Annotated in this window: 17 protein-coding genes; 1 reads left to right on the plus strand and 16 read right to left on the minus strand. The window is 68.6% G+C overall.

Translation table 11 applies throughout. The annotated features are described in order from the left end of the window. Nucleotides 1-12: 12 nt before the first annotated feature. On the minus strand, nt 13-4,278 hold the full coding sequence (gene mobF / locus O3438_RS32985) for a MobF family relaxase (protein ID WP_269683369.1): 4,266 nt from the start codon (nt 4,276-4,278) through the stop codon (nt 13-15). Between the two features lie 266 nt (nt 4,279-4,544). Between mobF and O3438_RS32990 the strand changes: the two genes are divergently transcribed. After that, nucleotides 4,545-4,931: a hypothetical protein gene (locus tag O3438_RS32990; RefSeq protein ID WP_269683370.1), complete on the plus strand. Its 387-nt coding sequence runs from the start codon at nt 4,545-4,547 to the stop codon at nt 4,929-4,931. Nucleotides 4,932-4,989: 58 nt separating this feature from the next. Here the strand turns inward: O3438_RS32990 and O3438_RS32995 are convergent, their stop codons facing one another. The 15 genes from O3438_RS32995 to O3438_RS33065 all read right to left on the minus strand — a co-directional run bounded on the left by O3438_RS32995 (nt 4,990) and on the right by O3438_RS33065 (nt 20,030). Beyond that, entirely contained in the window at nt 4,990-5,667 is a 678-nt protein-coding gene (locus tag O3438_RS32995; protein WP_269683371.1) for a hypothetical protein, read from the minus strand. A gap of 236 nt (nt 5,668-5,903) precedes the next feature. Then, a complete protein-coding gene (locus tag O3438_RS33000; protein ID WP_269683372.1) occupies nt 5,904-6,503 on the minus strand; it encodes a hypothetical protein in 600 nt (199 codons plus the stop codon). A 220-nt stretch (nt 6,504-6,723) separates the two neighbouring features. Further along, nucleotides 6,724-7,167, minus strand: a complete 444-nt coding sequence (locus O3438_RS33005; RefSeq protein WP_269683373.1) for a hypothetical protein — start codon at nt 7,165-7,167, stop codon at nt 6,724-6,726. Between the two features lie 145 nt (nt 7,168-7,312). Further along, the gene (locus tag O3438_RS33010) at nt 7,313-7,957 is read right to left on the minus strand and encodes a GGDEF domain-containing protein (protein ID WP_269683374.1); all 645 of its coding nucleotides are present in this window, start codon (nt 7,955-7,957) and stop codon (nt 7,313-7,315) included. Nucleotides 7,958-8,456: 499 nt separating this feature from the next. Then, nucleotides 8,457-8,972, minus strand: coding sequence for a hypothetical protein (locus O3438_RS33015; protein ID WP_269683375.1), 516 nt, complete (start codon nt 8,970-8,972; stop codon nt 8,457-8,459). A gap of 83 nt (nt 8,973-9,055) precedes the next feature. After that, on the minus strand, nt 9,056-9,709 hold the full coding sequence (locus O3438_RS33020; RefSeq protein ID WP_269683376.1) for a hypothetical protein: 654 nt from the start codon (nt 9,707-9,709) through the stop codon (nt 9,056-9,058). 159 nt (nt 9,710-9,868) lie between these two features. Further along, the gene (locus tag O3438_RS33025; RefSeq protein ID WP_269683377.1) at nt 9,869-11,392 is read right to left on the minus strand and encodes a hypothetical protein; all 1,524 of its coding nucleotides are present in this window, start codon (nt 11,390-11,392) and stop codon (nt 9,869-9,871) included. A gap of 501 nt (nt 11,393-11,893) precedes the next feature. Continuing rightward, nucleotides 11,894-12,571: a hypothetical protein gene (locus O3438_RS33030; protein WP_269683378.1), complete on the minus strand. Its 678-nt coding sequence runs from the start codon at nt 12,569-12,571 to the stop codon at nt 11,894-11,896. A gap of 280 nt (nt 12,572-12,851) precedes the next feature. After that, nucleotides 12,852-13,295: a hypothetical protein gene (locus O3438_RS33035; RefSeq protein WP_269683379.1), complete on the minus strand. Its 444-nt coding sequence runs from the start codon at nt 13,293-13,295 to the stop codon at nt 12,852-12,854. 415 nt (nt 13,296-13,710) lie between these two features. Then, nucleotides 13,711-14,214, minus strand: a complete 504-nt coding sequence (locus tag O3438_RS33040) for a hypothetical protein (protein WP_269683380.1) — start codon at nt 14,212-14,214, stop codon at nt 13,711-13,713. A 529-nt stretch (nt 14,215-14,743) separates the two neighbouring features. Further along, nucleotides 14,744-16,456 (minus strand): ParB/RepB/Spo0J family partition protein, encoded by a 1,713-nt coding sequence (locus O3438_RS33045; RefSeq protein WP_269683381.1) that lies wholly within the window; start codon nt 16,454-16,456, stop codon nt 14,744-14,746. 160 nt (nt 16,457-16,616) lie between these two features. Continuing rightward, nucleotides 16,617-17,147 carry a hypothetical protein gene (locus tag O3438_RS33050; protein ID WP_269683382.1) on the minus strand — a complete coding sequence of 177 codons (531 nt, stop codon included), beginning with the start codon at nt 17,145-17,147 and terminating at the stop codon, nt 16,617-16,619. A 145-nt stretch (nt 17,148-17,292) separates the two neighbouring features. Further along, nucleotides 17,293-18,492 carry a DUF932 domain-containing protein gene (locus tag O3438_RS33055; RefSeq protein WP_269683383.1) on the minus strand — a complete coding sequence of 400 codons (1,200 nt, stop codon included), beginning with the start codon at nt 18,490-18,492 and terminating at the stop codon, nt 17,293-17,295. Nucleotides 18,493-18,526: 34 nt separating this feature from the next. Next, on the minus strand, nt 18,527-19,072 hold the full coding sequence (locus O3438_RS33060) for a hypothetical protein (RefSeq protein WP_269683384.1): 546 nt from the start codon (nt 19,070-19,072) through the stop codon (nt 18,527-18,529). Nucleotides 19,073-19,469: 397 nt separating this feature from the next. Further along, nucleotides 19,470-20,030 (minus strand): hypothetical protein, encoded by a 561-nt coding sequence (locus O3438_RS33065; RefSeq protein WP_269683385.1) that lies wholly within the window; start codon nt 20,028-20,030, stop codon nt 19,470-19,472. Nucleotides 20,031-20,461 lie beyond the last annotated feature (431 nt).

Here is a 20,461-nt window from a genome sequence, read left to right on the forward strand (position 1 = left end):
GGTGAGTGGCCATTAGTCGATCTCCGCTCCCTCTGAGGTCCCCAGGTCGCGGGTGGTGGTGGTGCGCTCCCAGGCGGCGTTGGCATGCTGAGGCAGGCCCTCGGTGATGGGTGTGGTTTGTGGCTGCGGGCGGGTTTCGTCGATGGCCCGGACCCGTGCGGTGGTAGTGGCGATTGCGTCGGCCAGGGTGGTCCGGCGGGTTGTGGTGCGGCGGGCTTGTTCGGCTGCGGCGGCGAGTCCGGCGTAGCGGGTGGGCAGCGCGTTGGTGTACCAGCGGCTCCAGGTGCGGTGCCGGGACTCAAGGTTGGTGACCCGTTCCTGGCGCTGGTCGATGACTTCGCGCAGGCTGGTCAGCGTCGCGCGCAGGCTGGCGGCCCGGCCGGTGGCCGCGTCGATTCTCTGTTGGGTTTCGCGTTGGGCGGTGAGGATGCGGGTGCGCGATGGCCCGCGTTGCCACCAGCGGGGGTGCAGCTGTTGGGCGTGGGCGGTGGCGCGTGTGCCGGCGGCGTCGACGGCGGTGAGGAGGAGCGTGAGGTCGTGGTGGCGCTGCTCGACGTCGGTGAGGCTGAGGTGCGCGTCGCGCAATTGGTCGGCGGCGTACGGCGGAGCGGCGGCGTCGGCGGTGCGTTGCGCGGTGATCAGTCGTGTGAGTTCTTGGTCGTCGGTGGTGGTGAGGCGGCCGGCGAGGGTGGCGGCGCCGACGACGATGCGGGCGCGGTGCCAGGCGTTCCATCGGGCAATGTCACTGGTGGAGGGTTCGGGCCCGATGGGGTGCGCGCTGGTGAGCTGGTACCGGTCGCGGTAGGTGACAACGACCTCGGCGCGGGCTAGCCATTGGTCGCGGCCGGCTGCGTCGTCGGGGACGTCGCCGAGGGCGCGGGCCCAGGCGGGGTGTTGCTCGGCGGCGAGGTCCGCTAGGGCGCGGACGCGGCGGTCGCAGATGCCGGCGACCTGGCGCAGGGCGTCTCCGATGTCGCCGGTGAGGTCGGCGGGCATGCGCTCGGTATAGGTGCCGGCGCAGGCTGGTGTGGTGGCGATGGTGGGGTCGGCGGTGGCGCGGCCGATGATGCGGTCGATGCGCCAGGACAGCACCGCGGCGATGTCGTCGGCGGAGTCAATTTCGCGGGGCCGGATGGCGCGGCGCAGCACGTCGGTGGGGTCGTGGCCGGCTTCGCGCAGGGTGGTGAGGCGGGCGATGAGCGCGGGCAGCGCGAGGTCTCGGGCGAGCCGGTCGGCCAGCTGCCGGCCGCTGATCTGCCGGACGATGGCGAGGTAGTCGGGGATGCGGGCGCGGGCGGACAGGTCGTCGTAGATGGGCGTCCAGGCGTGCAGCGCGTCGGCGTCGGCCCAGAGTTGTTGTTCGGTTTCGGTGGCGGAGCGGTCGGGTTTGGCGCGGCGCATGATGTCGGCCAGGACGGCTACGCGGGCGGTGGGCGGCTGCGGTGGGGTTCCTTCGCGCGGGTGGTCGTCGGTGACGACGTACGCCTCGTTGAGGGTGCGCCCGCGGGTGAGCATGACGTACAGCCGAGCCAGGGAGGTGTTGTCGTCGACGAGCGCGCGGGCGGTATGCACGGTCTGCCCTTGGACGGAGTCAACGGTGAGGGCGTAGGCGAGCTGCACGTGCTGCGCGGAATACGCGGCGGGCAGCACGGCGGTCGCGGTGGTGCGGAGGTTGGTGACCTGCACCTGTCCGGCGCCGGTGATGGCGTCGACGCGCCACTGGTCGCGGTTCGCGACGTAAGTGCCGCCGGCGCTGATGCGGCGGTCGTTGCGGCGGGTGACGATGATGTCGCCGACGCTGGCCAAGTTGCCGTCGCGTAGCCGCACGGCGGGGCCGGCTCGGACGAGACCGGCGTGGATGAGGACTTCGCGGGCGCGACGGGCGATATCAGCGGCGTCGTCGCCGGTCTCGACGAGCATCATGCTGCGCAGACCACTGGCCATGTCGCCTGCCCACCGGTCCAGCATCTGGCCGACGAGTTGCGCCCGGTGCCCGCCGATGAACCGGCCGCGGCGATCGTATTCGGCCAGGACGGTGTGGTCGCCGCCGCGCAGCCGCAGCGACCCCGCTCCTTCCCAGGGCCGCGTGAAGCGGTGGACCTCCGAGAGGCGGGTGGTGGTGCCGAGGCTGTCGAGGTAGCGGAACAGCCCGCCGGGCCCGATCGCGGAGATCTGTTCGGGGTCACCGACGAGGATGAGTTTCCCGTTGACCTTGTCGAGGTGGGTGACGAGGCGGGCGAGGTCGTGGCTGGAGACCTGCGATGCCTCGTCGATGATGACCCATTGCCCGGGTTGGAACTGCCAGTCGGCGGCGGTGGTGCCGGGTGGCGGCCGGTGTTGGGCGTGCAACCACCGGGCGATGTTTTCGGTCCGCAGCACCTGCCCGGGCGCGGCGGTGGCGTCGGCGAGCAGCTGCGCGGCGGACTGTCCAACGGTGAGGCCGAGCACCGGCACACCGCTGTCGCGTGCCACGGTGACGACGGCCCGTTGCAGGTAGGTCTTGCCGGTGCCGGCGGGGCCGACAGCACCGGTGACCCGTCGGTCGTCGCCGACGAGCCAGCGCAGCGCCGCCTCCTTCTCGGGAGACAACCGCAGCGCCGCCATGGCGGAGGTGATCGCTGCCGCTGGGGCGGCGATGGCGCCGCGGCGGCCGGCGTAGGTGAGGACTTCCTTCTCGGCGGCGAGGACTGTCTGGGTGGTCATCTGCAGGTCGCGGTGCCGGGTGTATTCGCTGTGCCGGTCGCTGCCGCGCAGCAGGCTCGGCCCCCACTGCACGAGCGCTGGCGGTGTGAGCACGCGCAGCCCAGCCAGGCCGTCGGCGATGGCCTGGCCGGCGAGGGTTTGCACCCGTTGCCAGTCCGTCTCCGGTGACTGGCCGGGGGTGATGTCGAGGACTCGGCCGATGGCCAGCTCAAGGTGTTCGCGGCCGAACACGGCCCGCTCGTGGCCGAGGTTGCGCACGGCGCGAGCGAGGGCGAGGCGCACGTCGGTGCGCACGGCCGCGTCGATGATGCGGTCGTGGTCGGTGGCGGGGACACCGAGCTGCGCGGCGACCGCGCGGAGCGCTGTCTCGTCGACGCCGTCCTGGTGTAGTCGGTACGCGCGGCGAAGGATCCGCTGCGCGGTGACGGCGGTGTCGTCACGGACGGCGCCGTCGAGGATGAGGCGAACTTGCCCGGCGGTGTCGAGTCGTGCAACGCGGTCCTCGGCTTGCCAGCGCTGCACGGCCTGCTGGGTGGACTCGGCGCCCTTGTGGGATCGGCGGGTCCGCAACGTCGCGTCCTGCGCGCGGCGACGCCACTGCGCGGCCACCGATCGTGTCGCCGGTGCGCGCCTGTCGGTGCGGCGGTTCATCTCCTCGGTGATCGCGCCGCGGCGCTTGCCATAGTGGCGCAGCGACGCCTCGTTGAAACCGACGATCTCGCGGATCCCGGAGTCATCACGGGCGCCGAAGGTAACCCCGAGGCGGTGGTGAAGTTCGACTTCCACCGCGCGTTCGTAGGCAACCCGGCCGGCGGTGGTCGCGCGGTAGAAGGCCTTGCCGTCGAGGGCCAGCCACTGTGGGTCGCCGTCCGCGGTCACCGTCTGGACCTTGCTGGAGACGACGACGTGCGAGTGCAGCTGCGGGTCGCGCTCGCGGCTCATGCGGTGGTCGAAGACCAGCGCCGCCAGGCCCGCGGTGTCGAGTTGGCGGACGCCGCCCGCGCCGGCGCGGGCGAACGCGCCGTGGCGCTGGAGGTGATCGAGGAGCGACCGCACGCCGGCGTGGTGGGCGGCCATGACGTCCTGCTTGATCGCGTCGTCGCCGAACGCCCACAGCAGCGATACGGATTTGACGGGGGAGACAGTGACGTCGTATGCGGATACGGCCCGCCGCTCGGGTGCGTTCATGATGTCGTGCCATACCTTGTCGCGCTGCTCCACCGTGGCGTCGGCGGGCAGGTGGGCCAGCGCCCGCTGGACGGCCTTGTCGCGGTATTCGTCGGTCATGGGCCTGTAGATCCGCCATTTCTGCCCGAGCCGATAACCGGCGATCGGGTGACGTCCTTGGCCGATGAGGTACCGCATTTGCCGCTCGTTGACCCAGCCGGCGACGCCAAGGACGGTAGCGCCGTCGCCGGCCCACCAGCCGGGGCTCTCGCCCCGCGCGGTGTGGTTGATGTAGTAGGGCGTTGGCCCTTCATCTCCCAGTGGTCGCAGGTCATGGCGGCCAGCGGCCACCTGCTCCATGACGTAGCGGTAGCCGTCTCCGGGTGAGATGCGCGTGACGGACAACATGAGTCGACCGTAGAAGATCAACTCGTCGAGGCGCGGTGGAGAATGCAAGGGGGTGTGTCCCCCGTAAGCGAGCAAGAAAGGGTGCGGTAGCCGTTTAGGCAGGCCACAGAGCGCGTAGCTAAGGATGAACGGCCGGGCGGGGAATGTGACGAACTACGGCCAGCATCGAACGAATCAGCGAAATAACGTGGTGCGTGATCTGGTGGGGTGGCGCGGGTGGTCGCTACGGTCGGGGAATGGCGAGTAGAACGGGGAATGACGCGACGTTGGCGCTGCGACGGCGGCAGGAGTTGGAACTGCGCGCGGTGCGGGCGGTCGAGCAGGCTGCCGGGACGGTGCAGGATGCCGAGCGGCGTCGGCGTGAGGCCGTCGCGCGACTGGATCAGGAAGTCGGAACGGCGGCAGCGGCACACGGGTTGGCCGTGGCGGTCCTGGCGACGGTGCTGCGCGATGACGGCCTAGCGGCGGACCTGACCGGGGTGGACGTGGCGCGGGTGCGGGCGTTTCGGCGTGGTGCGGATGGCGCTGTGGTGCGGGCTCGGATTGCTGAGTTGGGCGAGGTGGTGCCTCGTCGTCGGCGTATGGCTGTTCCGGTGCCCGGAAATGCGGGGCCGGCTTCCGTTGGTGATGTCTCAGGCGGTGCGCCGTCCTGAGTTGGCGGCTGGCCGGTCCGGGGTCTATCCCGGACCGGCCGGCGTTGCGGGTGCGTGGTTAGGTCCAGTCGAGTCCGCATCCGGTGCAGACGCGAACTGTGCCTTCGCCTATCCATTCCATGAGTTCGTCGTCGGTGGCGGTGCAGTGCTCGGGGATTGCCGCGGGCCAGTCACCTTCGATGACCAAGTGGCCGGGGTGAACCCGTCCCCTGGTCTGGCTGCCGTGGTACCTGACGGGCGGCCCGGGGTGTGGGTCGGCCAGCGGCAGCGTGGCGCGGTGGCGCAGGCCGGTGCCGGTGAGATCGGTCGGTGTTGCGGGTGGCAGCTTCTTGTGGACGGCTCGCCGGTACTGGGTGAAGTCTTTGAAGGTGGGCGATGCCAGTTCCGCGCGGTCGATGAGCGCGAGCGCTTCGTAGGGCTCGGCGGCCTGGTGGTGGCGCAGTGCCGCGCTGAGGTAGTTGTTTGCGCGGGTATTGCGGGCGTGCTCGCGGGCGCTGCGTTCGGCGCTGGTGGTGCGTGGCGCGGTGAGCGTGTCGGGGTTGGCGTCGAGGTGAGCGGCCACGGCTTCCCAGATTTTGGGCCGCCCGTATTTCATGGTCAATGCGTCAAGGTGGTGGTCTGCGATGTAGCGGACGGCTGCGTCCCGGCCGCCGTGGATGGGGCTGTGGAAGTAGTTGGGTGCCCAGTCGTCGCAGGCGTGGGCGATGATGACGAGTTCGGGGCGGGTCAGCCTCATGGTGCCTCTCGTGTGGTGCTTGAGTGTGCGCTGCGGGGTGCGGCAGTGGCTGACGGGTGCGGCAGCCGGCGGCGGCGCGCTCGATGCGCGTCGGTGACGTCTTGGGTGTGGTGGCCCGGCCGCTCGTCGGCGCCGGGCGTTGCGTTGGCAGGCGTTCTGGCGTTGTTGCGTCGTGAGTGGGGGAGGCTGGCCGGTCCGGGTTCCCCTCGGACCGGCCAGCGTTGCGGGTGCTGTGGTTAGGTGCAGTCGAGTCCGCACCCGGTGCAGACGAGAACCGTTTTGTTGGCGATCCAGTCGGTGAGTCCGTCGTCGGTGGCGGTGCAGTGCTCGGGGACGGCGGCGGGCCAATTGCCTTCGATGACGAGGCGTCCGGGGTAGACCCATTCTTGGGTGTGGCTGCCGTGGTGCATGACGGGCGGCCCGGGGTGTGGGTTGGCCAGTGGCAGCAGGGCGCGGTGACGCAGGTTGGTGCCGGTGAGGTCGGTACCGGCGAAGGGCGGCGTCCTTTTCTGGACGTCTCGCCGGTACTGACTGAAGTCCTTATAGGTGGGTGAGGCCAGCTCCGCCCGGTCGATGAGCGCAAGCGCTTCGTAGGGCTCGGCGGCGACGTAGTGGCGGTGGGCGAATGTCAGGTAACGGGCGGCGTTGGCGTCGCGTTCGGCTTGGCGGGTACGGCGTTCCCGGTGGCTGATGCGGGGGCCGGTGAGGTCTTCGGGGTGGGCGTCGAGGTGCGAGGCGACGGCACGCGAGATCACTTTTCGGCCGTGGCGCACGGTGAGGGCTCGAAGGTGGTGGTCGGTGAGGTAGCGAACGGTGAGGCTCTTGGGCAGGTTCACTGGTGCGGCGGCGTAGGCGGTGGCCCAGTCCTGGCAGACGTGGGCGATGGTGATCCGATCGGCGCGAGTGAGGGAACTCAAGGTTTTGCCTTCCAATGGCGATGCGATGTGGGGTGAGGGGCGGGAGCGGTAGCCGGCGGCGGCGCGCTCGATGCGCGTCGGTGACGTCTGGGGTGTGGTGGCCCGGCCGCCTTGCCGGCGGCCGGGCGATCCGCGCGGGTCAGACGTGTTGGCCGAGTAGGCGGCCGGGGTCGCCGGTGGTGACCCATCCGGCGGTGTCGCGGAACAGTCGTTCGGCCCGATGGGCGAGCGTGGCCGGGTACACGTCGGGGCGCTGTACGTGGTGCTTGCCGTTCTGCCACAGGTCGAGCAGCAAGGCGGCCAGCAGGAGCGTGGCGCGCATTCTGCCGGGGATGCATGCGTCGCATTTGTGCCGGCGGGCGTGCTTGATCAGGGCGACGGTGGCCGCGCGTAGTTCGATGGCGGCGGCGGTGCTGTGGGTGGGTGTCGTGGGCCAGGCCGGGGTGTGCTCGCACAGGTGCAGAAAGGTGATTACCTCTGCCATGCGGCGGCGGGCCGCGTCGAGCAGGTGCAGGATGTGTCGTGTGTGGGGGTCGGCGGGAAGGGCCGGGAGCGCTTCGGTGGGAGCAGCTAGCGCGGGCATCGTGAGACTCCTCGCATGGGGTTTGGTGGGTGTTCGAAAGGGGTTCGCCGTCCCTGTCGAACAACTATTACTATACCCGGTCCTGAGAGTTGTGTCTATCCGGGTGGCCCGAAACTACCCCGGGTTCCGGGCCACCCGAGGCCGGCTAGAACCGATAGCGGCGGCGCTGCATCGGGAGCGTTGCCGTGACGGTCGCGCCGATGTTCTCGTGCCACTCCCTGACGCCCCCGCCGCGTCGCTTGGCCGCGTACATGGCGGCGTCTGCTCGGCGGATCAGGTCGACTGCGGTTAGGTCGTTGTGGTCTGCGAGGGCGAGCCCGAGGCTGGCGTAGCAGCCGAAGTCTGTTGCGCCGAGGACGACGGTTGTCGCATCGAGCGCCTGGGCGGCGGCTTCGACGTTTTTCCGGGCGGCGTGCATGCCGTCATCAACGATGATCATGAACTCGTCACCTCCCATCCGGCCGACCATCGTGCGCGCAAGGCGAAGCCCCCTCAGGGTGTCCGCCACCCGGCAAAGCACGAGGTCTCCGGCGGTGTGGCCGTGCTCGTCGTTGATCTCCTTGAAGCGGTTGAGGTCGACAATGGCCACGGCTACCGGACGGGTCCGGTCGGCAAGTAGGTGGTCAAGATGTAGGAGCAGGGCGCGGCGATTCGGCAGTCCGGTCAGGCTGTCGTGGTGGGCCTCGAAGCGAGCGGTGATGAGATCGCTGCGGAGCTTCCTGTTGCGCGCGAGGAGCGCGACGCACGACACGGTGGTGCCCGCGAGCAGGATCGTGGAGGCGGTGAGCATGTGCGCTCTCCCTTGGTTGGGGGTTTGTGTGGTGTGCGGTGGGGGTTCGCCGTCCCCTCCGAACAACTATTACTCTACCCGGTCTTGCGTTGTGTGGCTACCCTGTTTGGCCTGTTCGGACATCCGATTTTGTGATCTTGTTGAGTAGATGCCGGCGGGTACGCCGACCAGCGTGCGGGGTGCGGTCGTGGCGCGTCCCCCCACTTCTTCCGGCGGTGGGGGCGAGTTCACTCGACCCGTGGCGCGCGCAGTGGAGGTCAAGTTCGGGCGCGGGGTTTCGAGTAAAAGATCATGCGGGGTGTGCATGATGTTTTGCGAGCCGCGGCCGGACTTGACCGGAGCGAGCACGTCGCTAGCCTGTTCGGCCCCCACCGAAGGAGAAGGGGTTTTGAGCAGTGCGGCCGCAGGCCGCTTCCGGTTTCCGGTCCGCTAGGACCGGGCTGGAAACCTGGCGGCGCCTGACGGCGGCCCAGTGCGGGCCGCCGTCAGGCGACGTTAGCTACTGGTCCGGAGCGGGCGGCCTGATCCGCTGTACCCGCTGCAAGAGTTCAATGGGTATTTCGGCCGCAGGGGTCCGGGTCCGGGGGTCCAAAGTCGTGCGATAGCCGGTCGTCCACAGTAAGCGCCATTCGTGGGCTCTGTGTCCGGGGCGAGCCCCGTGCGGGTCGCCGCCAGATGTGGCGGCGTCCGACGCCTGTGCGCGGTAGTGGGTCATGTGGCCGGCGATCATGGGGCACGCGGTCACGCTGTAGTGAGCGCACTCGGGGTGCATGGCGGGTTCGGTGCTGATGAGCCGTTCAAAGTCGATGGTCCGCATGGCGAAGACACACAGCCGGACCATCTGCTCACCGCAGATTTGGCAAAGTTGGTCGATGAAGGCGGCTTGTAGCCGGGCGGCGTCGATCGCTCCGAAGCGGTAACGGCTGTCGGGCATCTGAACGGTGATCCACGGTACGACGAGGCCGCCGACGGTGGGGCGGTGTCGCAGCCGAACGGGAATGGGGATCTCGGGCATGAGCAGTCTTTCTGGCTGTGGTGGTGCCGGCCGGTGTGCCCGGCCGGCACCGACGAATGGGCTGGGGGTGGGCGTCGCCCGGCCTATCCGGTGATGTCCGCGCCGAAGCGGCGCGACATGTTGTCGAGCGGGACCGCCGTGCGGGTCGTGGTGCCGTCGTAGGCGACGCTGAACGCGTGAAAGACCCCGCCGGTCTCGTCCGGTGTGTGCTCGATGTGCTCGACGTGTTGCCCGCTGAAGGTGATGAGTAGCAGGGCGTGGATCGTGGCGGCGTCGTCCGTGGCCCGCGTCCGCCCGGGGGTGGTTGTGGTGACGACAACCGCGACCGAGAAGATGCCGGTGCGAAACACCCGAAGGTCGCAGCTTGCCGAGGTTCCGCCGCCGCTTAGGTAAATCAGGGTGCCCGTCGCTTCGAGCGGGGCCGGTCCGGGAATCGCTGGCAGCGTGTGTGCCGATCCCGGCTGCTCTCGGGTTCCCTCCCAGACGCGATCCGCCTCAAGGTCGGCGCGCAGGGTGTCGGGGATGACGGCGTAAGGGCGCACTGCCTCGATGATGGTGGCAGGGTCGGTGATGCGCGTTTCCACCCCGAGCCACAGCGGCATGTAGTCGGGGTTGTCCTCGTTCAGCTCACCCTCATTGATCACCTGGGCGAAGTAGCTGCGTAGCGGGCGATCCCACCCCACAACCACGATGTAGCCGTCCCGGTCGGGGAGGGCGTCGAGCTGATGCCTACTCACGAGAAATCTCCTTGGGGTTTGGTGGTTGTCCTGGTGGGGTTCGCCGTCCCACCGAACAACTATTACTATACCCGGCTTTGCGTCGGGCGTCTACTGGGGAAAGCCTGACAAGAGTGGGGCGAGCGGGGGAGTCGCGTGCCGCGACTCCCCCGGGCGCTGTCACTGCTCGTTCTGGTTCCTGGGGTCGCCGAGCACGTGCACCTTGTGGCTAAGGATCAGTGGCGCGTCGTCCGGCCCCTTGATGTGGGGGCGTACGTAGGTGCGGCGGCGTAGCGCGCGACCGGGTCCGTAGGGCTGTTCCCGGTAGAAGCCTTTGACCCACCATCGGCGGGTGTAGACGCGCGTTGGCGTGTCGTCGTCTGCGGCGGCGTCGCGTCGTGCCTGCTGCTTGCGGCGCAGTCGCACGAGTCGTACGAGTGGGGCGGGCCGGTTGGCGCGTTGGTACGCCTTGCGGGTTGCCTTGTCGGCTGCCTCGTCGGTGATCTCCGCGTCGGGCTGTGTGGTGAGGATCCACGTAGCGATCAGGGAGCACAGCATGAGGCGGGTCTGTTCGCTGGCGGGCGCGTAGGGCTGGCCGAAACGCAGCCCTACGCCGGTGGTCACGGGGACTAGCCAGCCGAAATCTTCGCGGAACTTCTGCAATTCGGGCTCGCTGAGCCGCTGGCCTAGCATGAGGCCGTCGGCGGGGCCGTAGAACGCGACCCAGACGCCACCCGGGACCGGCGCCCATTGCACGGCGACGACCGGCACCACGAGGCCGGTACTCGGCTCGGTGGACTGGTATACGGGCGTGTGCCAGATGAGCAGCCCGTCAGGGGCGGGCATCTCGATCTGCTCGATGCGAACGTCGGGGAGGTCGCGTGCCGCGTGCGCGGCCAGGGCCGTGAAGTCGGGGTCGATCCAGAAGATGCGCGCGTTTTCGACGTGGTTGGCCATGAGGGCGCAATGCTGCCGCAGCAGTTCGGGATTGTGGCGGTCGACGATGACGGCTGGCGCGTCCAGAGGAGCGCCAGACAGCATGTGTCCGGGGACCTTGTACGTCGCGCCTCGGGCGAGCGCGGCAAGTAGGTGCGCCGGGCCGGCGTTCCGCCAGAAGTGCACGAGCCTGTCTCGCACCTTGGGCAGCATCTGCGGGCGGAGCGATCGAACCTCAGGAGCGGGGACCGTGTCGGCGCTGCCGGCACTGCCGCGATGAGTGGTGCTCTCGGCCGCTGTCATCGGCTGCCGGGCGGGCGTGATGGGTGTCGCGTTGAACAACGCCCGGTGCATGCTGCGCAGGACTTGCACCGAAATGGTTCCGTCTCGCCGGCTAAAGCGCTTGTAGGCGCGTTGGGTGAGACCTTCGGGGTTCCGCTTCTCGACCAGGCTCGCGCACGTCTCGCACGCGTCCCACTTGTTGCCGAAGTTGTGCAACTGCGCGTCGGCGCGGCCCGTTGATACCGATAGGTCGACGTTTTCGAAGGCGAAGGTTGCCACGGGATGCGGTGCGGAGCAGAAGTCACACACGGGCTGCCAATTGGCAAGTTGCGCCAGCGGGACGGGGTCCGGATCGTGGTCCTCGAAGCTGCGGCCGGGATGGAGGAAAAACACCTCGTCCCTGGTGGTAACGGCCGTCAGGGATCGGCCGCAGATTCTGCACCCGTACCGGTCAGCCATCGGCAGGGGGCGGTCATGAATACCCATGCGTCTCCTTGGTTGGGGGTTTGTGTGGTGTGCGGTGGGGGTTCGCCGTCCCCTCCGAACAACTATTACTCTACCCGGTCTTGCGTTGTGTGGCTACCCTGTTTGGCCTGTTCGGACATCCGATTTTGTGATCTTGTTGAGTAGATGCCGGCGGGTACGCCGACCAGCGTGCGGGGTGCGGTCGTGGCGCGTCCCCCCACTTCTTCCGGCGGTGGGGGCGAGTTCACTCGACCCGTGGCGCGCGCAGTGGAGGTCAAGTTCGGGCGCGGGGTTTCGAGTAAAAGATCATGCGGGGTGTGCATGATGTTTTGCGAGCCGCGGCCGGACTTGACCGGAGCGAGCACGTCGCTAGCCTGTTCGGCCCCCACCGAAGGAGAAGGGGTTTTGAGCAGTGCGGCCGCAGGCCGCTTCCGGTTTCCGGTCCGCTAGGACCGGGCTGGAAACCCGGCGGCACCCGACGGGTCGCGTGGGTGTTGGCGGATTCGAGTTCTAGTGGGACAGCTACCGGCGCTGCTCTGCTTGATCGAGGATCGCCCACAGCGTCGCGCGCTTCCACCTGCGGCGGTGGCGGCCTCTGGGGCCGACGTTGTCTTCGTCGGCTTGGCGAAGCACGTGGTCGGGTAGGGCGTTCGGGCTGTTGTATCCGAGGACGCGTGCGGCCTCGGGGGTGCCGACGAGTTCGTCGGGGTCGCCGGAGCGGTCTGGGTGGCCCTGGGGTGTGGCGCGGGGGCGGCCGGTGTGGGGTGCTCCTTGGCCGGTGCGGCTGTCGGCGATGTCCCACACCGTGCGGCGCTTCCAACGTCGGCGCTTACGACCGGTGGGGGTGAGAGATTCGTCGTCCACGCGCTCAAGTAAGAGCGGCCAGATCCGGTTCTGTCCTTGCAGTGAATCGGCGCTCCGGTAACCCAGCATGCGTGCGGCGGTGGTGCTGTTCACGAGCTCGTCGGGATCGCCGCTGCGGTCTACGGCGGCGCTCGCGGCGCGTCGGGCCCTGTCTCGGGGCAGCTGGTAGGAGGCGATGCTTTCCGTGAGCCATTTGGTGCCGTCGACGCGTTCGGGAAAGCCGTTGGTGGCCCGCTCGCTGTAGAGCTTGTCCAGGTGGCTGAGGGAGATGCCGAGCATCGCTGCGGCCTCGGCACGGCCTACGCGGCTGCTGTCGTCGGAGTTGCGGGTGGGCATGCGCCGATGATGCCGCATCGGCCGGTTGGGCGGCCGTAGGGGCTGCGCGAGCCGCCCGACACGTGCGTTGATCACTTTCCTGCTCCGGTGGCCGGTGACGGGTGTCGTAGGATGGGCGGCACGTGTTCGGCGTATGGGCCTTTGGGGGCCTGTGTGGCGTCGGCACCAGGCGGCCGGGGGGAGTTCGCCAAACTAACCCCCCGGCCGTCGCCCTGCCCGCCGTCGTGCGGAGGTGCGAGCGGTGGTGTCGCGCGGTGAGGTGACGGCCGACCGGCGGGCGTCACTGGCTCGACGGCCAGCGAGCGCCGACGTGAAGGTAGCGGCGGGCAGTCCGGGCGAGTAACCCGTACTGCGTGTCCCAGCGCGCAATGATCCGCCCGCTCGCCAGGTGATGCGCCACGTACTCGCGTCGCAGCGCCTGCCAGCCCCCGACGCACACGGGTGTCGACTCGGCAACCAGTTCCCAGCGCTCGCCGTCGGCCGAAGTGACGTGGGCGTACCGCTCGCGGGTCAGCGTCCACTGGTCGCCCTCGACCGTGAGGACCAAGCCGTTGTCGGCACCGTCGCGGAACAGGTGCTGTTGGCCGGCACAGTCGCGGATCAGCACCACGTCCGCCCGCGCGTCGAGTGGCTGGGGCCGTGTCGCGGCGCACTGCCAGTGACCGCACAGCGGCAGGTGACGTGCCGTCGCACGCTCGGAGTCGGTGAGGGGGATGGGCGGCATGTCCGGCTCCTTGGGGCAGGTGTGTGGGTTCCGGTGAGGGTTCGCCTCCTCATCCGAGCAACTATTACTATACCCGTTCAATGGGCTTGTGTCCAGGCACCGGCGGCGGTTGTAGGGCGGCTCTGCTTGACGGCCAGCGGCCTCGGGAGGGCGGACGGCGAAGCTGGCAGGCCGTTGCGGCTGGGTGCGAGCGCAGCGAGCGGCCGGGGCGGCCGGTGTCTGCGGGAGCAGCGATCGGGACCGGCGCGGACCGAGGTCGAAAGCTGGGTCCGACAATCGGAAGTGGCACGGGCCGGACCCGGCGGCAGCCGGCGTCGACCGGTTGAGGGCCGTGCTGCTAACACCTCCGACGGTGAGACCGGCGCTGGCACTACCCGTCGTTGTTCGCGATGCGGCGGTGCGACGGTCATGGCTCTCAGCCGTCGGTGAGGCGGCGGCGAAGCTCGGCCAGGGGGAGCCGGTGGCGTTGCCGTTGGCGCTGTTCGGTGAGGATGGCGACATCGCCGAGATGGCCGCGTAGCTGGTTTTCCGCTGCTTCGGCGATGGCGTAGTGGTCAGGGAGGACCTGCAGTAGCCGCGCCCAGTGGTTCTTGCCGGCGCGGACGCAGGCTCCGCCGCAGTTGTTGTGTGGTAGGCCGAGGTCGTACAGCCGCGGTGGGCGTAGCCCGAGTTGGCGGGCCCATGCGAGCAGGTCGTTTTTGCCAAGGTGCGGCGAGTCGAGCAGGGGGAAGTTGGTCGACCAGGGTTTCCAGCCGGAGGCGATGGCGGGGGAGCGGCGCCGGTCGCGGGGTGAGGCGTCGAGTCCGATGTGCAGGGTGGTGGAGTCGGGGTCTGCGTGGGTTTCGAGCCACTGCCGGCACGGTCGGATTTTCAGTGCGAGTGTGCAGGGGGCGACGCGGCTGTTGCCGAGGTAGCGCACGTCCTGGAAGAGCTGCCAGGGGGTGCGGCCGTCAGGACGCGAGTGATGGGAACGCCGAGCTGGGCGCTGCTGTCGTTTAGCCAGCGATACAGGTCGGGGTCTTCGGTGAGGACATCAGCGAAGAGTAAGACCAGTCGTTCGGTGCCGTGTTGGGCGGCGACGCGTTGCGCGGCGGCCCAGCTTGCGATGCCTCCGGAGTATTGGACGACGTGCAAACGATCGGCAGAGCTGCCCGATCCAGGGCGGGAGGTTGGTAGTTGCGAGTGCATGGCGGTCCGTCCGGAGCGTGTCCTGTGGTTGGTCACGTGGTCATTGAGTGCCGGTCGGACGGCGGGTGAGCGCCGAGCCAGGGGAGGCGAGGGGCGGCGCGTGAGCGCCCCTCGTCGGAGCCGGGGCGCTCGATGCGCCCCGGCTCCGGGAGCGCGCGTGAGGTCTAGCGGTGCTGGCCGGACAACGACCAAGGGCGGGGGCCGTTGCGGTGTTGGTGGCCCTGCCGGTCGGGGGCCATACCAGGCCCCCGACCGGCAGGTTATGCGGCGAGCGTGCTTTCCACCTCGGAGCCCGAGGGCTCGTCGCTGGCGTCCCGGAGGGCGCGGGTCGGCCCCTCGTCCGGTCCGTCGGCGCTGGTGCTGCTGTCGATGGTGTCGGCGTCGTCTCCGGTCAGCAGTTCGTCGGGCTCTGGGGCGGCGACGACGCTGAGGCCGGCGCGCTGCTTCGTGTGGTTGGCGGTGGCGTCGATGATGAGTTGTTCGACCGCGCCGACCTGGAAGCCGTTAGCGACGCACCACTGCAACCATTTGGCGACCGCCGGGTCGGGTGCCCGCCACGAGGATCGGGTGATGCCGCTTTCGTTGGCGGCGGCGATGGCCGCGAGTGAGATGACGGAGTAGCGGCCGTCGCTGACGCCCCGGGCGGGAACGCGCTTGGTGCCGGGCCGCCGTGCCTTGCCCGGCGACAGAAGGTCGTCGAGCATTTTCCGGCCGCCGTTGACCCAGGTCGAGAGGATGTAACCGGAGTCGGCCAGCATCTCGGCGATCAGCTTCGCCGTGCCCTTGGGTGGGGTCTTGGCGGTCAGGAAGGCCGTCAACCATTCGCGGCGGACCGTGTTGGCGACCTCCATGGCCCTGTTGTTCTCGATGACCCGTCGCCGTTCCGCCTTCTCCTCCTCGGTCATGGGACCGCTGCGAGTGGAGGTGACAGCGTGGGCGGGAAGGGCGTGTCCGTACTTGCGCCAGTCGACGCAGTAGTTCGTCTCCGTCAGTTGGTCGTCGTAGGCGAGGAACAGCCGCACAGCGTGTCCGGGGCAGTCGCTGTGCATCGCGGCGTCGATGCGGTTGCCCTCGGCGTCGCGTAGATCGATAACCTCCTTGATCTTGGGGTCGTTGTAGCGAGGGTGCTCGGACAGCAGCGTCACCCCGCCGGTTACGAGTTCGGCGCGGCGGGCCGCCTCTGCGGCGATGGCAGCGCGGGTGCCGCGAAAGCGCTCTACCGCACGGGCGAACGCGAAGGGACCTTCTTCGGCCTCCTCTAGCAGGGTTTCGACGCGGTCCGGTTCGTCTGCGAACTCCGCGAGCGCGGCGACCTGGGTGAGGTCCAGTCCGAGGGTGTGCGTGCGCTCGGCAGTGCGCTTGTCCAGGGTGGCGAGTTGCCGGCCGGCCTTGATTTGCTCCGGTTGGTAGCCGGTGCGCTCGGCGATGTCCTCGTCGTTCATGCCGTCGAGGGCGAGTTGTTCGATGGCTCGGGCCTGCTGGGTGGCGGTGAGTTCCGTGCGGTGAACCTGCCGGAGCATGCTGATGATCTGCTCGCGGTTGGCGGCCAGGTCCTCGCGCACGATGACCGGGATCCATTCCTGGTTCGCCTCGACGGCGGACCAGTAGCGCTGCTCGCCGTCGATGATCAGATACGGGCCGTCCTCGTCCGGTCCGAGCGGGACGACGATGAGGGGTGAGAGGAGGCCGCGAACACCGTCCTGGTGCAGGTTCTGCACGATGCCGGGCAGGGCCTGCGCATCATCGCGGGCGTTGCCGGGGTTCGGCTGGATGTTCTTGACCCTGACCATGCAGTGCCGGCCGGGCAGGGCGGGGGCTTCGTGGGCCTCGTCGGTTCCCTCGACGCCCACATCGGTAGCGGTTGCTTCGGCGGCGTCGGTGTGAAACGCGGCCTCCTGGGCATCGTTCGGTGCCTCGGTCTCGACCGGCGGGTCGGGCTGCGGTGCGGGTGCGAGTGCGATTTCCGTAAGCACGGTTCGTGCTCCCTTTGGATTGTGGGTGTGTTGGTTGTCCGGTCGCGTCTGGGGTTGCCGTCCAGAGCGCGCCGGGGCTTGCGGGGGTTGTTGTCGGTAGCGGCGGTGGCGGGCTGCGCGCCGAGCGCTGTGGAGTTGTCAAGGAACGGTGCTCGATCGGTCAGGCCGCTGTGGGTAGCGCGGTGAGGTGCGGGCGATTGGGCGGGGACGGCATGGTGCAGCCGGTGCAGGTGCTGTCATCCCAGCGGTGTGGGCTCGCTCCGTCGCCTGCCGGGCACGGGCGGCGTTGTAGGTCGGTGATCTCCGCGCGGTTCAAGCAGATCGGGCACAGCCCCCAATTGGCGGTCGGCGGACCGGAAATGGGGGTGTCGCAGTCAGCGCAACACCGCCCGGCTTGCCGAAGGGCACGACCGATGATGTCCGCCGTGGAGATCGCGCGGCGGGCAGCGGCGGGGAGGCTCTTCCACGCGGCAGTTGCCTGCACGCGCTGCCAGTCGTCGTCGGTTAGTGCAGGCAGGCTGGCGGGGTCTTCTGCCTGAGCGTGGAGGTATGCCTCGACCTCCGCGCGGCCGAACAGGGGGCCGGTCCATTGGAAGGTGCGGGCGAGAACAGATACGAGGTGCCGGGCGTCGGGCTCGGCGAGGTTTCGGGGTAGTGACACGCCGTGAGGCAGCCCGATGAACAGGGGCATGGTTCCTCCATTGACGGTGAAATGACGTCACGGGCGGCTCGCGTAGGACACGCGCTGTCGAGAGCGCGGCCGGTGCTGGTGCGGGCCATCGATGAGCTGGTGCGGCCGGGGGCCGGGTGCCGGCGGGCGGCACCCGGCGGATCGGTCAGGCCGTGGCCGCGATCTCCATGGCACGTACGCCGACGCTTTCCATGTCGAACGCGGCATCGGGGTCGCTGAGCGTCTGCGCCGCGCTGGTGACCGCGTGCAGCATTCCCCCGGCGGTGCGGTCCCCGCCGTCGATGAAGTGGTTCAGGATCAGCCGCTGCTCATCCTCGGTGAAACGCAGCCGCTGCCCAACGACCCGAATGGTGTGGTCCGGGTCGGGGATTCGCCGGCCTGCCGTCTCCTCGATTTCCTCGATCTTCCGGCGGACGTAGCGGACGTCGAGGAAGCGGCGCACGGCGTCGCGGGCCTGCTTGCCGATGAGACTGAGGTTTGCCTCGTGGGTGTCGTTGCTCCACCGGATCGTGCCCTCGTCCATCTTCGCGCCGAGGTGCACGGCGCGGAGCGCGTCCTTGGTGATGGTGACGCCGTTGTCGCAGACCTGGACGACGATGCGCGGGGTGACGGTCATTGCACCGGAGCCGGTTTCGCTGTTGGTGAAGACGAGCCCGGCGAAGACGGTCGGGTTGTCCGCGCCAGTCGCCCCGGTGAAAGGGCTGCGGTAGTTGCGTAGCAGAGTGGGGGCGAGGGACTTGATGGCCTCGGAGTGGACCCGGACGACCATGCGCCGCTCGCTCAGGTCGCACGCGAGTTCCACCCGCAACCCGGACTCGCGGATGCCGGACAACACCGACATCAGAACGTCGAGGTGGTCAATGATCTTGTACCCGTCGCTGAGAAAGGCGCGCAGGATTCCGCCGCCGTTGCCGTCGGACAGACAGCGGGCGAGGTATCGCTTACCGTGCTGGAGATCAAGCCAGCCGTTGACGTTGGCGTCGTAAAGGTGCAGGGCCTGGGCGCGGGTCTTGCGCAGGTAGGCGGTGGGGATGCCGAGCTTGTCGCCGAGTCCAGCGTCGCCGATTTCGGTGGGCAGGTACAGCCCATCGGCGGGGGTGACGCCGGTGTCCGTGAGGATCGGGTCTGCGCCCGTGATGCGCAGGTGGCCGGCTTCGGCGCGCAGCATTCCGGTGCCGGCGACGATGTCGAGCTTGTGGCTGTGCTGCTCGTTGAGGATGGCGGTCAGATCTGCCAGGCTGGCGTGTCGGGCGGTCAGAGGAATGGCATTGAGCGTTCCACTCACGGTGCTTTCCTTCGGTCGGGAATTGTTGGAATTCGGTAGGGGGTTGCCGCCCCTCCTCATGTATTTAATGATACATGACTAGGTCCTCCTGCGTCTAGTCCGAACCGTTTTCCCGAAGGGTCTTTTGGGTGGCTCGGGCATCGCTCTTCGTCGATTCAGCGGCGGGCGATGCGACGGCTCGTGAGAGGTCTGGGAGGAGTTGCATCTGCGCCTGCCGCAGGGTGGCGGTTGCCGCATGGACAGACTCAAGAGCTTCGATGACCCTGGTGTCGTTGGCATCTGCGGCTAGCTCCGCCAGCGCGCCGTTGCGCATCTGGCTGAGGTCGAGGCTGCGTAGCACGTCAGACAGGCTGTTGTGGAGGTGGTGACGCCCCAGCGTCATCAACTGGGCTTTCGTGTAGGGCTCGCTTCGTACGGCCCACATGCACCAGCAGGTGAGGTCAATGGAGTCGAGGTGCTGCTGCCAGTCGGTGGGCTCTGTCTCGGGGTGAAGTGCGAGGATGAGGTCACGGCGTGTGGCGACGGCATAGGTGTCCTGAATGATGCCTGCTCGCCGATAGCGCTTAGTGCGGGGTTTGCTGCAGTCGGTGCGGTGCGCCTCGGGCTGGCGACGTGGAAACTGGACGTGCAGGAGCGGCATGGGTCGCCTTTCTAATGGGCGAATTCGGCGCGACGGGTCGCCATGGCCGATTTATTTAATGATACATGACTGCCATGGCCTGCGTTATTCCTGCGGGTGCCTTGGGGCGCTTTTCGCGCATCCGTGCGCGATGTTGAAGATTCTTCCCGGCGGCCTGGTCTGCGATCCACCATGTTCGGGGGTGAGGGGCAAGCCTGGGGTGTGGGCTTGCGGCTCACCCCCGAACATGGTGCCCCTTGGGGCAGGCCGCCGGGAAGAATCGGCGCTGCTCTGATTCATCCCGGAGCCTGCCTCGCCGGCGAGGCGCCGCGGTTCAGCGGCGGGACGCTGACCCGGCGGGAGGCCATCGGCCGGAGGCCGATTCCAGCCGCAGCGACGACGAGAGCTGCGTTCGGGGCTAGTGGCGGGAAGTAGGGGCGGACGTCGCCGATTGCTGCCCAGGGGACTGGCTTACTTCGCACCCCTCGGGGCGCTGAACCTTCCCCGCCCTACTGTTGATCCACGCCTGCACTCGGTGGCGTTTCCAGTATCGGATCATTCCCCGTGCAGGGGCCGGCTCTTCGACGTCAAACCGGGGAAGGTAGCCATCCTCGCCGCGGTCCCACGCCGCCCTGCTAAGGCCGACGTAGTAGTCCCATGTCCCTTGGCTGATGCCGAGAATCTTCCAAAACTCGGTCGCGGAGATCAGTGCCTCTGGATCGCCGACGAGGTCGACGCAGTGAACACGTGCTTGACCCGCCTCGACGATTCGCGGCAGGAGGATGTCCCGGACGTTTTCCAGCTCGTCGACGGGAAACCATGACTTCTTGTCCTGCTTAACCGGCGCTGGCCAGCCGGAACCCTGCTCTCGCTGCTTCGGTGATGTCTTGAGTCGGACGGTCGCCTCGGACCGCCGGGTCAGCTCGGCTGCGCCAGCAATGTCGGTGTGTGGGCGGCCACCGATGTAGCGGATCTCCATGTCTGTTCCTGCCCGCGAGTGGCCAGCGGCTGGAACGACCGGGGGAACAACGTCCGCGAACGAACGAAGTGGCAACCCCCCGGCCGCGTGAAACAACCAACGTTCCCAACCCCACGCCGCGAATGCGGTGTGGGGCCGAAGAGGTTTCGATGGTAGCAGTCGGCCGACGACCGTCATGGGAAGGACGACCGGACAGGAGGCGGCTCAGGAAGCGGATGACCAGCGCCAACCGAGACGCGGCCACTCGTCGGAGCCCGGTTCCACCCGGCCACTCTGCCGGAGTCCGGTTGGCGTAACGCACGCTAGAGGTTCGACGACATGCCTAGTTGGCCGCCATGGGAGCCCGAGTGTGGGGCTGTCGGGGCGTCTTCGCATGGGACCGGTCGCTTCGTTGGAGGGCAGCGGTGATTCGGGGGGTGAAGTATCGTCGA

This window comes from Micromonospora sp. WMMC250 (assembly GCF_027460215.1).
Taxonomy (GTDB): Bacteria; Actinomycetota; Actinomycetes; order Mycobacteriales; family Micromonosporaceae; genus Micromonospora; species Micromonospora taraxaci.

What these genes read in the sequence shown, in the direction of transcription:
- O3438_RS33030 (WP_269683378.1), bottom strand. Translation starts at nt 12,571, where the DNA reads ATGCCCACCCGCAACTCCGACGACAGCAGCCGCGTAGGCCGTGCCGAG.
- mobF (WP_269683369.1), bottom strand. Translation starts at nt 4,278, where the DNA reads ATGTTGTCCGTCACGCGCATCTCACCCGGAGACGGCTACCGCTACGTC.
- O3438_RS33005 (WP_269683373.1), bottom strand. Translation starts at nt 7,167, where the DNA reads ATGCCCGCGCTAGCTGCTCCCACCGAAGCGCTCCCGGCCCTTCCCGCC.
- O3438_RS33025 (WP_269683377.1), bottom strand. Translation starts at nt 11,392, where the DNA reads ATGGGTATTCATGACCGCCCCCTGCCGATGGCTGACCGGTACGGGTGC.
- O3438_RS33065 (WP_269683385.1), bottom strand. Translation starts at nt 20,030, where the DNA reads ATGGAGATCCGCTACATCGGTGGCCGCCCACACACCGACATTGCTGGC.
- O3438_RS33015 (WP_269683375.1), bottom strand. Translation starts at nt 8,972, where the DNA reads ATGCCCGAGATCCCCATTCCCGTTCGGCTGCGACACCGCCCCACCGTC.
- O3438_RS33055 (WP_269683383.1), bottom strand. Translation starts at nt 18,492, where the DNA reads ATGAGGAGGGGCGGCAACCCCCTACCGAATTCCAACAATTCCCGACCG.
- O3438_RS32995 (WP_269683371.1), bottom strand. Translation starts at nt 5,667, where the DNA reads ATGAGGCTGACCCGCCCCGAACTCGTCATCATCGCCCACGCCTGCGAC.
- O3438_RS33060 (WP_269683384.1), bottom strand. Translation starts at nt 19,072, where the DNA reads ATGCCGCTCCTGCACGTCCAGTTTCCACGTCGCCAGCCCGAGGCGCAC.
- O3438_RS33035 (WP_269683379.1), bottom strand. Translation starts at nt 13,295, where the DNA reads ATGCCGCCCATCCCCCTCACCGACTCCGAGCGTGCGACGGCACGTCAC.
- O3438_RS33050 (WP_269683382.1), bottom strand. Translation starts at nt 17,147, where the DNA reads ATGCCCCTGTTCATCGGGCTGCCTCACGGCGTGTCACTACCCCGAAAC.
- O3438_RS33010 (WP_269683374.1), bottom strand. Translation starts at nt 7,957, where the DNA reads ATGCTCACCGCCTCCACGATCCTGCTCGCGGGCACCACCGTGTCGTGC.